The sequence below is a fragment of the Bacillus sp. F9_6S_D1_P_5 genome, from assembly GCF_054823925.1.
Genome location: NZ_JBTREW010000035.1, coordinates 1 through 13,240 on the forward strand (window position 1 = coordinate 1; position 13,240 = coordinate 13,240).

Here is a 13,240-nt window from a genome sequence, read left to right on the forward strand (position 1 = left end):
AAGATGATTCGAATCAGGATAAGCAGCATCATTCTAAGCAAGGCGAATCAGCTCAGGATAAACAACAAAGTTCTAAACAAGACGACTCGAATCAGAATAAACAACAAAGCTCTAAACAAGATGATTCGAATCAGGATAAACAGCAAAGTTCTAAACAAAATGACTCATCTCAAGATCAACAGCAACACTCCAGAAATAATAGTATTTATGATTTTACAAAACCAGAAAAAGACCGTATTCATTCTCTACAAGATTTAATAGAAAAGCTCAAAAAGTCTAGTGATTTTGTTAATTACCATACATCCGACGATGAAACGATGCCCTATTGGATTTCTTACTATCGACCTTCGCTTGATGGTGAGAAATTGCAAAAGTATTTAATGCCTACTCTTTTAGAACGACCTAACGCTTCACTAGAAGAGCTGAAAGAACATATTCCGATGAGCGGCATTACAATTACGAACGATTTACAAAAAATTGAGGATATGGTTTTAAAAGGGCATGCAATTATTCAATTGAATCAGCAAGATCAAAAGTGTATGCTCGCAAACATTGCAATTGATAATTATCGCGCACCAACACCTCCTTTAAATGAATCAACTGTTATCGGTCCTCAAGAAGGTTTCGTAGAGGATATTGATACAAATATTAATTTAGTACGAAAACGGCTTCCTGTTTTAGATTTACAAACAAAAGAAATGATTGTCGGCGAGTTTTCCAAAACAAAGGTTGTCATGATGTATTTAGACAACCTCGCTGAAAAAGATAATGTAGATTTTCTCGAGGAGTCATTACGCGCTCTTGAATATGATCAAATTAATGATAGTGCTTATATACAAGAACTAATGGGAGAAAAGTCGATTTTTCCCTTATATATCAATACAGAACGTACTGATAGAGTTACAAAAGCACTAATTGATGGAAAAATCGCTATTTTTGTGGATGGTTCTCCAAGTGTCCTACTAACACCTGTATCCTATTTCGATTTTTTCATTTCCCCAGAAGACTATAACGTCTCCTGGATGTACGCTACATTTTCAAGGATTTTAAGATTAATTGCCGTTCTATTTTCAATTTGTGCTACACCGTTATACGTTGCAATTTTAAATTATCATTACGAACTCATTCCAAGTGATTTACTTGAGACTTTGATTTTATCAAGGGCACAAGTACCGTTCCCACCTTTAATTGAGGCACTCTTTTTAGAACTTGCAATCGACTTATTAAGAGAAGCTGGCGCGAGGTTACCAATGAAAGTTGGTCAAACACTCGGTATTGTAGGCGGTATCGTAATCGGACAAGCATCTGTACAAGCTGGGTTAACGAGTAACATTTTATTAATTATCGTTGCCTTGTCAGCACTTGCTTCCTTTATTACACCTATTTATAAAATGGGTAATGCAGTTCGACTACTACGTTTTCCATTTCTTATGTTTGCAGAAATAGGCGGATTGTTCGGGATTTCTCTTGGATTTATCTTTTTATTTACTCATCTATTCAGGCTCACTTCCTTACGTAAACCGTACGCTTTGTTTTATCCAACGAGACAACAATCCGTTAAGGACTCTTGGATTCGTTTTCCCTTAACAATGATTGATACAAGAGATGTACAAGCAAGACCACAACATGTAAAAAAATCAGCAAAAGGAATTTCAACAAAACATAGATCAGACTTTGATGATTAAGTAATGAGGTGCATTGATGAGTAAAGTTCAAGAAAAATATCAAATATCTCCTGTCTTTGTCTTCTTCTTAATTCACGGTGCACAGTTTGGAGCTGGCGTTCTCGGCTTCGCTCGAATTACTGCCAAGACCGCTGGATACGACGGCTGGATAGGCGTTCTAATCACAGGACTCTGTATCCATCTCCTTATATGGATGATGTATTTTTTATTAGAAGAAACAAACGGAAATTTAATTGATTTACAACGACAAACGTTTGGAAAGTGGATAGGGAATGTCTTTAATATCATCTTCGCAGCCTATTTTTTAATCGTCAGTATTTCGGTTATTCGAACGTATGTTGAAATTATTCAAGTATGGATGTTCCCAACTGCTTCCACGTGGATGTTAACGCTCTTTTTGTGCTTAGTTAGCTATTACATTATCTCTTCTGGATTTCGTGTCATTACCGGTATTTGTGTCATCTCTGTTGGTGGTACATTAGGATATTTATTTCTAAGCTTATTCGTTTTGAAATATTCACATTGGGATAATTTATTACCTATATTCACACATTCTTTTTCAGACATTTTAAAATCCGCTCAAGTGTCAATCTACAGTATGACCGGTTTTGAAGTTTACCTCATGGTGTATCCATTTGTGAAAAAGCCTATGCAATCTCATAAATACGCTCAGCTTGGAGCACTATTTTCAAATCTTCTATATTTATTTAGCACCCTTTTAGCCTTTGCATTTTTTAGTGAAAAACAATTGTTAAAAACGATATGGGCCCAACTTTCTATGACCCAAGTCATTCAATTACCATTTATAGAAAGACTCGAATATATTGCAATTTCAGGCTATGCACTCGTTATTATTTCAAGTTTTATCCTCCCTTTATGGGCATCAATGAGAGCAACCCATGAAATATTCCGTGTAAAACAAAGAGGTGTTTTAATCGCTTTTATCTTTATCACTCTCATTGTTTCACAACTTTTAACAAACAGACACGATATTAATAATTTTATTAGTAATGCATCAAAGGGGAGTTTTTGGCTTATTTATGTATACATCCCAATCCTATTTATCATTGTGTGGGTGAAAAGAAAATGGAAAAAATCAAAAGCAAATTAATACTTATTTCTTGTATAGCACTTTTTAGTTTAACTGGATGTTTACAAAAAAATATTATCGATGATGTACAACTTATTCAAGGAACCGTTTTTGATACAGCAAAGGATAATAAAGTAAAAGTAACATTCGTTTGTCCCATTCAGAAAAAAGGAAATAAAGTTCAAGTTTTTGAAGGTACCGCAAACGCTGTAAAACAAGTAAAAGCAGACACATCTTTAGAGTCTTCCCAACCATTTGCTAGCGGACAAATGCGTGTTGCTTTATATACGATAAGACTTGCCAAAAAAGGCATGTCTACTTCATTCGATACATTACTTCGAGATGTGAATATAGGGAACGCTTTATATGTTGCTTTACTTGAAGGCAATGGTACTGAACTTCTGAAAGGAAAATATACGACTTCATACAATGTTGCAATTTATATAAAAAAATTGTTAGAGCATAACATGGAAACGGGTCCTTTACCAACGGATAATCTGCATGTAGGAGCATTCCGTTATTATCAAGAAGGGAAAGACTACTATATTCCAATTTTAAAAAAGCATGGTGATAAAATAAAAATCACTGGAATCGGCCTTTTTAAAAAGGATAAATATATCGGTAAAATTGCGGAAAAAGATATGTTCCTATTTAAAGGGCTATTAGAAAAACATAAATTAGATTCACATGAATTTAAAACCGATTCTGCGTACGTAATGATTAATAACATTCGTTCTGTTCCAACTTACGATATAAAAATCAAAAATGGAAAGCCTTCTTTCTTCATTCACATTCATCTTGAGGCGCGCATTCAAGAACTATCGAAACAAATTAACTTAGAAAATAACAAGAATACAAAAAACATTGAAAAAGATGTACAAAAACAATTAAATACACAAGCTGCTAAATTAATTAAGCAGTTTAAATCTTTAGGCGTCGACCCCCTTGGACTAGGGGCTAAATATAAGCAACATTATCGTCCATTCAAATTAGAAAAATGGAGACAGATGTACAAAGATGTCCCCGTCACTGTAAAATACACCGTAAACATTACAAATTCTGGTGTGATTGAATGAGAAATGATTGAACTCCTCTCTCCAGCATGATACAACGGAAAGAGGAGTTTTTATTTTAGATAGAGAGAGAAGATATTTATGGGGGAGCTTATGTCTAAAAAATTAGTAAAGCCTATTTTAAATGGTATTTTATTTCTCGTTGTCTTTTTATTTGCTCATACATACTTAAAAAATGTTTCCTTCACACGTTATTTACTTGTCGTTATACCAATGTTGCTCGTTGGCATGTTTGGCATCGATCTTATTTTATCCATTTTAATAAAAGAAGAAAAATAACGAGCAGGGCCATCCCAAAAGTATTTCGGGATGGCTTTCTTTTATTAACGGGTTATGTTTTGGCATTTAGTCGATATACGCTCTCCCTACCTTAACTAAAAGATGAAACTTTTGAACAGTCCCTTTTCATTTCATAATCACCCTATGTTACAATGAGATTCGGACAAAGCGAGAAAGGATGAAACAACATGACAAACGAAAAAGGTTTAGATAAAGGGTACGAACTTGTTGCAAAAATGCATGAAGAGTTCGGACATCCTGTGACAAATACTCCAACAAAACTAACAGAAGAACGTGCAAAAATCCGTGCAAGTTTTATGCAAGAAGAGCTAGAAGAATTTCTAGAAGCAACGACTGTTGAAGATCAATATGATGCACTGATTGATCTTATTTACTTTGCATTCGGAACGTTTGCAGAAATGGGCGTACGTCCAGATAAAGGATTCGAAATTGTAAATAACGCAAACATGGCAAAATTATTCCCTGATGGGAAACCTCGATTCCGCGAAGGCGATGGCAAAATTCTAAAACCAGAAGGCTGGCAAGCACCAGAACCACAACTTCGTGCTGAAATCGAACGTCAGCGCAAAGAAGCTGAAAAAAACTGCTAGGATTTCCTAGCAGTTTTTTATTATGTCTTTTTTTCTGCAATTCATTAATGCCCCACGTGTCCCGCATGCCCTGCTGCTCCACTAATGCTAGCCGCTCCTGCCGCTGCTCCTGCTGCTCCCGCTCCAATTCCACCTGCCCAAGGGGAAGATTGTTGCTGTTGTTGATATTGCTGATATTGTTGCTGTTGATGACCGTGTTGGCCTTGATGACCGTGCTGACCTTGGTGACCGTGCTGACCTTGGTGACCGTGTTGGCCTTGATGACCGTGTTGACCATGATGACCGTGCTGACCATGATGACCGTGTTGACCATGATGACCGTGCTGACCATGATGACCGTGTTGACCATGATGACCGTGTTGACCATGATGACCGTGTTGACCATGATGGCCGTGTTGACCATGATGACCGTGTTGGCCATGATGGCCGTGTTGACCATGATGACCGTGTTGACCATGATGACCGTGTTGACCATGATGATCGTGTTGACCATGGTGGCCTTGGTGCATTTGATAAAGAACAGCTTGCGGATGAATGTGATGATGTCCGTGGTGATGTACTTGTTGCCCATGATGGCCGTGATGGTGGTGATGACCATGGTGATCGTGTTGGCCTTGGTGATGGTGATGACCATGATGGCCGTGCTGACCTTGGTGATGATGGTGTCCATGATGGCCGTGTTGGCCTTGGTGATGATGGTGTCCATGATGACCGTGTTGGCCTTGATGGTGATGATGTCCATGATGGCCATGAACAACTTGCGGATACCCACCTATTCCTCCAGCTACAACACCTACTCCCGGTACCGGAAATCCTGTCTGTACGCCAGCTACTGATGTCGGAAATCCTCCTGTTACTGTAGGCATTCCAACTCCTGATGTTGAAAACCCTCCCATTGATGTAGGCATTCCAGTTTGCATGCCAGCTACCGATGTTGGGAACCCTCCTGCTGATCCACCCATCCAGCTCGGAATTCCACCGTATCCTTGTTGGCCAGCTCCTCCCATTAACATCATTTGTTCATAACTATCCGATCCACCTCCGAAGAAGCCATGTGGTGCATTATTGTCCATCCCTTTCATTCCTTTCACCTCTTCTACTCAATTTAGCCTACCTTTTTTATCATATTTCCCATAGAAAAATAGGTGTTTGTCTGTATTGGAATTCCGCTCCTTTTTCTTCTTTTATGCTAAAATTAATTAACTGAATACTTTTTTAGGAGGTATTTCTATTGAAAAACGTAACAAAGGCTTCTATTGATGATTTAGATTCAATCTTACATATAGATATTGATGTAATCGGAAACGATAGTAGGCGAGATTATATTAAGTACACTATTGATGAAGGCAGATGCGTCATTGTAAAAGAAGATAATTCTATTTCCGGTTTTCTAACATACGATACAAGTTTCTTTGGTTGTACTTTCCTCTCATTAATCATTGTTTCGCCAACTAAAAGAAGGCGAGGCTATGCAAGCTCGTTAATTTCATATATGTTAAGTCATTCTCCTACTCAAAAAATCTTTTCTTCAACGAACAAATCGAATGAAAATATGCAGAAAGTATTTAATGCGAATGGTTTTATACGTAGTGGAATCGTTGAAAACTTAGATGAAGGTGATCCTGAAATTATTTTCTACACAAAAAAGCTCAGAGCATAAATGCTCTGAGCTTTTATTTAGAATGAATTAGTTTGCAACAACGTTAACAAGTTTTCCAGGAACAACAATTACTTTACGAACTGTTTTCCCTTCAATTTGGTCTTGAATTGCTTCAAGTGCAAGTTGTTCCATTTCTTCTTTTGATGCGTCTTTACTCATTGTTAGTTTTGCACGAACTTTGCCCATAACTTGAACAACGATTTCAACTTCATCTTCTACAAGTTTAGACTCATCAAATGTTGGCCAGCTTGCATATGTGATTGTTTCATTGTATCCAAGTTTGCTCCATAGTTCTTCCCCAATGTGAGGTGCAACTGGTGCAATCATTTTCACGAAACCTTCTACATATTCTTTCGGAAGTGTTTCAGCTTTGTATGCATCGTTGATGAATACCATCATTTGAGAAATCGCTGTGTTGAAGCGAAGCTCTGCATAGTCTTCTGTTACCTTCTTCACTGTTTGGTGGTAAGCTTTTTCAAGCTCTTTATTTGGCGCATCAGTAATTTTCTCACTTAATTCACCGTTATCTTGAACGAATAGACGCCATACGCGATCTAGGAAACGACGAGCTCCGTCAAGACCATTTTCAGACCAAGCGATCGAAGCATCTAATGGTCCCATGAACATTTCGTATAGACGAAGTGTATCTGCACCATGGCTTGCTACGATATCATCAGGGTTTACAACGTTACCTTTTGATTTACTCATTTTCTCGTTGTTTTCACCTAGAATCATACCTTGGTTGAATAATTGTTGGAACGGCTCTTTCGTTGGAACCACACCGATATCGTATAATACTTTATGCCAGAAACGAGCATATAGTAAGTGAAGTACAGCGTGCTCCGCTCCGCCGATATAAATATCAACTGGAAGCCATTGTTTTACTTTTTCAGGATCTACAAGCGCTTCGCTGTTGTTTGGATCGATGTAACGTAGGTAATACCAGCAGCTACCAGCCCATTGTGGCATTGTGTTCGTTTCACGACGACCTTTTTTACCAGTTTCAGGATCAACAACATTTACCCACTCGTCAATGTTAGCAAGTGGTGATTCACCTGTACCTGAAGGACGGATGTTTTCTGTTTTTGGAAGAACTAATGGTAATTCTTCTTCTTTCACAGCTGTCATTGTGCCATCTTCCCAGTGAATTACTGGAATTGGCTCACCCCAGTAACGTTGACGGCTGAATAACCAGTCACGTAGACGGTAAGTTACTTTTTGATTTCCTGCGCTCGTAACTTCAAGCCATTCAATCATTTTTGCGATTGCTTCTTCTTTATTTAAACCATCAAGGAATGCTGAGTTTACGTGTGCACCATCACCTGTGTACACTTCTTTCGTAATGTCTCCGCCTTTTACAACTTCCTTCATTGGAAGATTGAATACTGATGCGAATTCATAGTCACGCTCATCATGAGCTGGAACTGCCATAACAGCACCTGTTCCGTAAGTTGCCAGAACGTAATCAGCGATCCAGATTGGTAATTTCTCACCGTTTACTGGGTTAACTGCGTAAGCACCAGTGAATACACCAGTTTTTTCTTTCGCAAGTTCTGTACGCTCTAGGTCACTCTTCATTTTTACAGCGTTAATGTAAGCTTCTACCGCTTCTTTTTGTTCCACTGTTGTAATTTCTGCAACAAGTGCATGTTCCGGAGCAAGTACACAGTATGTTGCACCAAATAATGTATCAGGGCGCGTTGTGAAAACTGTGAATTTCTCGTCTGTACCGTCGATATTGAAGTGTACTTCTGCACCTTCAGAACGACCGATCCAGTTACGTTGCATATCTTTTAAGCTTTCTGGCCAATCAAGCTCATCTAGATCTTCTAATAGACGATCTCCGTAAGCTGTAATTTTTAACATCCACTGTCTCATCGGACGACGCTCAACTGGATGTCCACCGCGCTCACTCTTACCGTCAATAATTTCTTCGTTCGCAAGTACTGTACCAAGTGCTGGACACCAGTTTACAGGTACTTCATCAACGTAAGCTAAGCCTTTTTCAAATAGCTTTAGGAAGATCCATTGTGTCCACTTGTAGTAGTTTGGATCTGTTGTATTTACTTCACGGTCCCAATCGTAAGAGAAACCTAATGATTTAATTTGGTTACGGAACGTATTAATATTATGCTCTGTAAATTCTGCTGGGCTGTTTCCAGTATCAAGTGCATATTGCTCTGCTGGAAGACCGAATGCATCCCATCCCATTGGATGAAGAACGTTATACCCTTGCATACGCTTCATACGAGATAAAATATCCGTCGCTGTATAACCTTCTGGATGTCCTACGTGTAGACCTGCACCTGATGGATATGGGAACATATCTAGTGCATAAAATTTTGGTTTTTCTGTCTCATCTGGCGTACGGAATGTTTTATTCTCTTCCCAGTACCCTTGCCACTTCTTCTCAATATCTTGATGATTAAAGCTCATGAGATACCCTCCTTGAAATTCTATTTATTTTCACCGCCCAAAATACAAAAAACCTCTCATCCCTAGAAAGGGACGAGAGGTTATAGATTCCCGCGGTACCACCCTAAATTAATGTACAAATATACATTCGCTTAGATCCGTAACGTGGATTAACGGCAATTGCTACTATTAGTTTCACAACTGCAACTCAAAGGCGAGTTCATAACGAAACGTGGATTGACTTGCACCGACCGTCAACTCTCTAAACCAGCTTCTATTACTACTACTCCTTCTCACTGTTATTACAAATATGAGTTAATGTGAACTACCCACCACTTCGTATCTCTTAAGAGCTTACTTAAAGCGGGGCTTCTCGGTTAATCGCGTTACTCTTCATAACTAACGAATTCGTCTTCAGACAGCCGAGCTATCTCCCTTGTTCAAAAGGTTGTTTTATTTAAATATATTCTAAAACATGTTACATGTTCCGTCAAACTAAACTGCAATTTTTTCTTCAACTGTTTCTTCTACTTTTACTCGTTTATCATAAATGCTCGTTGCAATAATCGCTACTACAAGCATTACCATGATTGCTATAAACAATACTTCCATATTATATAAATCAACAATTGCTCCGCCAACGACCGGTCCGAACATTTTCCCTACAGTCGCCGCACTATTTACAACGCCTTGATAAAACCCAAGTTTATCTTTTGGCGCAAGTATATTTGCAATCGTTGGAACTGCTGGCCAAACGAATAACTCACCAATTGTTAATGTTACCATCGCAACGAGGAACATCGTAAATTGTTGCGCTTGACTTAATACAATGAATGACGCCGCAAAAATGATGATTCCAATCATAATTTGTTGTTTTAAAGAACGCTTCATCCAGCGAATTAGCATACTAACTAGTGGCTGCGCACAAACGATCATCGCTCCGTTTATCGTCCATAATAAACTGTAGTGACGAAGGCTAATGTTTAATTCTTGCATATGCGTTGCAATTGCTCCTTGCCACTGTACGTATGTAACCCAGCATAACGCATATGCTACACATACGATAAGAAGTGCTTTGAATCCAGGCGTAAGCGACCAACCTTTTTTCGTTTCGACTTCTTTTTGCACTCCTGGCTCTTTTTTGTCTTCCATACCACGGAATCCGATAAAAGCGATTAAGAAGAATACAAAGTATAAAATAAAGTTCGCTAAGAAAATATAATCAAAACGATACGATGCAACTAATCCACCACACGCTGTTCCGATCGCAATACCAACGTTTTGTCCAACATACATCGCATTAAATGCTCGTCTTCCGCCCTCTGGCCAAACCGTACCAACCATCGCATACATCGATGGGAAGACCATTCCAGAACCGAAGCCGATTAACGCTAGCCACACAACATATAATGGCCAACCGTGGAAGAACACAAGACCTAAAATTGATACGAGTGTAATCACAATCCCTACTAAAGTTGATTTATAACCGCCCCATTTATCAAATAAAACACCGCCGAGCAAGTTTCCGATTACACCAGTAAGCGAGTTGATCATTAATACCATTCCGGCCACAGATAAAGATTTTCCTAGGTGATCATGCAAATAAATTGTATTAAAAGGCCATAAAAAAGAAGCACCCGTGACATTAATAATCATCCCAGCTACTAATAGCCATACTTTCCTTGGCATAGTCTCCCCTCCTATTCTATTTTTTCGTTCATCTATAACAGTAAAATTGTAGTCGTTTTTAAATAGGAAGGCAACTGATTAATAGTTGATGAAATTCAGATAACGGTTTTTCGGTAAATGAAATTATACTGATTGCTGCTTGAAAATATATCGACTTACCAACAAAAAATCACATCAATAACAGTATATAAATAAGGGGGACCGCCTGAACTTCACGCAGTCTCCCCTTATTTATACTATCCAACTTCTTTTTCTCGCTTCGCACGTTCTTTAGCACTCCATTTAAATATCTTATCTAATAGAGTGTATATTCTCCCAGACTCTTTCGTTAATAACGGACCTAACGATGCTAATATTAAAACGTACAGTGCAGAGAACGGTTTAATCGCTGCCATTAAGCCGCCCGCTATGCCGATATTGGCTACAATAATGGAGAATTCTCCGCGCGATACGAGGGTTAATCCAATATTTGTGGAAGCCTTATGCGATAAGCCCGCCTTACGTCCCGCCATCATTCCGGCTGTAAAATTACCGATAAGTGTAATAAGAACCGCTCCTAAAGCCAACCACACTGCTCCACCAAGTGAAAACGGATCTATGCTTAAACCGAAGCTGAAAAAAAATATAGCTCCAAAGAAATCACGAAATGGAACGACGAGATGCTCAATCCGATCGCTATGTTCTGTTTCAGAAAAAACGAGTCCCAATAATAATGCACCAATTGCTTCCGCAACATGAATTGTTTCTGAGAATCCTGCTACAAAGAATAAAATAGCGAATATTACGATAATAAAAATTTCATTTGACGAAATATCTAATACTTTATTTAGAAACGGCGTAGCTTTTCTAGCGATTACGAAGAATAGGAGCATATACCCTACTGCGATTAACACCGATGTAAGAGCACCTACAAATGATGTTGCACCACCGAGCACTAGCCCTGAAACGACTGATAAATATACAGCTAAAAAAATATCATCAAACATAATGATTCCTAATATTAATTCAGTCTCTTTATTACCAGATCTTCTTAAATCAACAATTACTTTTGCAACAATTGCACTTGATGAAATTGTAATGATTCCAGCAATAATTAATGTTTCTAATAGGGGGAAACCCATCACATATCCATAAAGTAAACCTAATATAAAATTAAGCGATATATGAACACTACCCCCAAAAGCAATCGACTTTCCTGATTTAATTAATTTTTTTATTGAGAATTCTAAGCCTAAGTAGAATAAGAGGAATATGACGCCAACACGGCCGAGGAAGGAAATAACTTCTCCGCTTTCAATAAACCTTAAATCGATAAGTCCTAAATCTGGAGCATGTGGGCCCACTAACATACCGAGTATAATGAGAAACGGAATAATCGAGAACTTTAACTTCGCAGCGAGGATAGCTGCAAAAGCTACTAATACTAACGCAGTTCCAACTTCAAAGATTAAAGTATCCATCGATTAGGAATCACCTCCTGCTGAAAGCAATTCATTAATAATTCTTTTCACTTCATGTCTTTCACCCGATAATACGAGCATATCACCAGCTTCAATAATAGAGTCTGGACCTGGATTAAAGAATTTCTTCATATTCTTTTTCAAAATAGCAATAATCGTTACGTTATATGTTTTTCTAACATGTAAGCTACCAATTGTTTGTTGTACTACTGGCGCATTATTTTCTACCTTAAACCATTCAATTGATAATCCTTCAAAAGCCATCTCAATTGTGTCTAACGCTTGCGGTCTATATACCATTCCGCCTAATATAGCCGCAATTTGTCTCGCTTCAGAATCACGAAGAGAAATGCTTGAAACACTCTCATCGTGATCCACATCAAAATGATACATTTCTCTTCGGCCATCATCATGAATAACGATAACCATTTTTTCATTACCTTTTGTAATTACTTCAAACTTACATCCGATGCCCGGTAATTCACTCTCTCTAATATTCATATTCCCGCCTCCTAAAGTTTTTTAGTTACGGCTTTTACAAATCTACATCAATCTCTGTTTTAAATTCTTCATCTTTTGAGATCCCCAAATACTTTAATGTCTCTGAAGGTGTCGCGTGATGAAAATGTTTTTGTAATAGCGCAATCGCTATCCCTCTTTTGTATGCATGAAATCCAAACGTTTTTCTCATTGAGTTTGTTCCGATTTTACCAATAATCCCAACTGCTTCAGCAGCATTATGAATTACACGATACGCTTGTTGACGTGTAATTGAATTTGTCGTTTTATTAGATTGAAATACGTAGTTTTCTCTTTGAGCATCAATAGATTGTACATACTCTAAAAGTGCTTCTTTTACTTTTGTATTTAAATAAATATCTTGTTTAAATTTTTCATCTTTTACAGGAAGAGAGTAGAAATCTTTAACAGTTCCATCCTCATTTAATACCTCTTCAAATTTCATACTAAGTAGTTCAGTAATCTTTAATCCAGTGTTAATTCCAATAACAAATAAAAGATAATCTCGCTGCGAGTGCTCTTTTAAATACTTTTTCATAGCCTCAATTTGGCTTATATCTTTTAATGCCTCTACAACTTCCATACATGTATTCTCCTCATCTTATGAACGGTAATTTTCTCATCATGTTGTCCATTTTACCTTATCACGCTATGAGATTTCCATGTATTATCCATTATTTTCACAATATACTCTTACGACAATTTTTCATTTGGAAATTTATGATTGTACAAATACGGTGTGGGTAGAAAAAATAGGGG

The 13,240-nt window shown here is 37.8% G+C and carries 12 protein-coding genes and 1 other annotated feature; of the genes, 6 read left to right on the forward strand and 6 right to left on the reverse strand.

The features are described 5' to 3' along the window. From ACUXEY_RS26660 to ACUXEY_RS26680, 5 genes are all read left to right on the forward strand, one after another. Positions 1-1,685: spore germination protein (locus tag ACUXEY_RS26660; protein WP_461301956.1), on the forward strand; the 1,685-nt coding region annotated here is incomplete at its 5' end. A 16-nt stretch (positions 1,686-1,701) separates the two neighbouring features. Then, positions 1,702-2,796 carry a spore germination protein gene (locus ACUXEY_RS26665; protein ID WP_461301957.1) on the forward strand — a complete coding sequence of 365 codons (1,095 nt, stop codon included), beginning with the start codon at positions 1,702-1,704 and terminating at the stop codon, positions 2,794-2,796. Then, positions 2,772-3,851, forward strand: coding sequence for a spore germination protein GerHC (gerHC, locus tag ACUXEY_RS26670; RefSeq protein ID WP_461301958.1), 1,080 nt, complete (start codon positions 2,772-2,774; stop codon positions 3,849-3,851). Before ACUXEY_RS26665 ends, gerHC begins: the two co-directional genes overlap by 25 nt. Before the next feature lie 90 nt (positions 3,852-3,941). Continuing rightward, entirely contained in the window at positions 3,942-4,127 is a 186-nt protein-coding gene (locus tag ACUXEY_RS26675; RefSeq protein WP_163255523.1) for a hypothetical protein, read from the forward strand. Between the two features lie 188 nt (positions 4,128-4,315). After that, positions 4,316-4,738: a pyrophosphohydrolase domain-containing protein gene (locus ACUXEY_RS26680; RefSeq protein WP_048562049.1), complete on the forward strand. Its 423-nt coding sequence runs from the start codon at positions 4,316-4,318 to the stop codon at positions 4,736-4,738. Between the two features lie 44 nt (positions 4,739-4,782). Here ACUXEY_RS26680 and ACUXEY_RS26685 read toward each other — a convergent pair whose 3' ends face one another. After that, positions 4,783-5,820 (reverse strand): hypothetical protein, encoded by a 1,038-nt coding sequence (locus tag ACUXEY_RS26685; RefSeq protein WP_461301959.1) that lies wholly within the window; start codon positions 5,818-5,820, stop codon positions 4,783-4,785. Between the two features lie 149 nt (positions 5,821-5,969). Between ACUXEY_RS26685 and ACUXEY_RS26690 the strand changes: the two genes are divergently transcribed. Further along, positions 5,970-6,398 (forward strand): GNAT family N-acetyltransferase, encoded by a 429-nt coding sequence (locus ACUXEY_RS26690; RefSeq protein ID WP_376907436.1) that lies wholly within the window; start codon positions 5,970-5,972, stop codon positions 6,396-6,398. Positions 6,399-6,425: 27 nt separating this feature from the next. On the opposite strand, the gene leuS is transcribed toward ACUXEY_RS26690, so the two are convergent. The 5 genes from leuS to ACUXEY_RS26715 form a co-directional block, all read right to left on the reverse strand. Then, positions 6,426-8,834 (reverse strand): leucine--tRNA ligase, encoded by a 2,409-nt coding sequence (gene leuS / locus ACUXEY_RS26695; protein WP_429599072.1) that lies wholly within the window; start codon positions 8,832-8,834, stop codon positions 6,426-6,428. A 65-nt stretch (positions 8,835-8,899) separates the two neighbouring features. Further along, positions 8,900-9,119 (reverse strand) — a binding site (T-box leader). A gap of 189 nt (positions 9,120-9,308) precedes the next feature. Next, positions 9,309-10,502, reverse strand: coding sequence for an MDR family MFS transporter (locus ACUXEY_RS26700; protein ID WP_048529473.1), 1,194 nt, complete (start codon positions 10,500-10,502; stop codon positions 9,309-9,311). Between the two features lie 236 nt (positions 10,503-10,738). Beyond that, complete coding sequence (locus ACUXEY_RS26705) at positions 10,739-11,962, reverse strand: cation:proton antiporter (protein WP_429599065.1); 1,224 nt, start codon at positions 11,960-11,962, stop codon at positions 10,739-10,741. A 3-nt stretch (positions 11,963-11,965) separates the two neighbouring features. Beyond that, positions 11,966-12,463, reverse strand: coding sequence for a cation:proton antiporter regulatory subunit (locus ACUXEY_RS26710; RefSeq protein WP_461301960.1), 498 nt, complete (start codon positions 12,461-12,463; stop codon positions 11,966-11,968). 34 nt (positions 12,464-12,497) lie between these two features. Beyond that, positions 12,498-13,064 carry a tyrosine-type recombinase/integrase gene (locus tag ACUXEY_RS26715; protein ID WP_461301961.1) on the reverse strand — a complete coding sequence of 189 codons (567 nt, stop codon included), beginning with the start codon at positions 13,062-13,064 and terminating at the stop codon, positions 12,498-12,500. Between the last annotated feature and the right edge of the window lie 176 nt (positions 13,065-13,240).

Coding starts and splice junctions, on each gene's coding strand:
- ACUXEY_RS26710 (WP_461301960.1), bottom strand. CDS start 12,463: ATGAATATTAGAGAGAGTGAATTACCGGGCATCGGATGTAAGTTTGAA.
- gerHC (WP_461301958.1), top strand. CDS start 2,772: ATGGAAAAAATCAAAAGCAAATTAATACTTATTTCTTGTATAGCACTT.
- ACUXEY_RS26675 (WP_163255523.1), top strand. CDS start 3,942: ATGTCTAAAAAATTAGTAAAGCCTATTTTAAATGGTATTTTATTTCTC.
- ACUXEY_RS26680 (WP_048562049.1), top strand. CDS start 4,316: ATGACAAACGAAAAAGGTTTAGATAAAGGGTACGAACTTGTTGCAAAA.
- ACUXEY_RS26665 (WP_461301957.1), top strand. CDS start 1,702: ATGAGTAAAGTTCAAGAAAAATATCAAATATCTCCTGTCTTTGTCTTC.
- ACUXEY_RS26715 (WP_461301961.1), bottom strand. CDS start 13,064: ATGGAAGTTGTAGAGGCATTAAAAGATATAAGCCAAATTGAGGCTATG.
- ACUXEY_RS26705 (WP_429599065.1), bottom strand. CDS start 11,962: ATGGATACTTTAATCTTTGAAGTTGGAACTGCGTTAGTATTAGTAGCT.
- ACUXEY_RS26700 (WP_048529473.1), bottom strand. CDS start 10,502: ATGCCAAGGAAAGTATGGCTATTAGTAGCTGGGATGATTATTAATGTC.
- ACUXEY_RS26685 (WP_461301959.1), bottom strand. CDS start 5,820: ATGAAAGGGATGGACAATAATGCACCACATGGCTTCTTCGGAGGTGGA.
- leuS (WP_429599072.1), bottom strand. CDS start 8,834: ATGAGCTTTAATCATCAAGATATTGAGAAGAAGTGGCAAGGGTACTGG.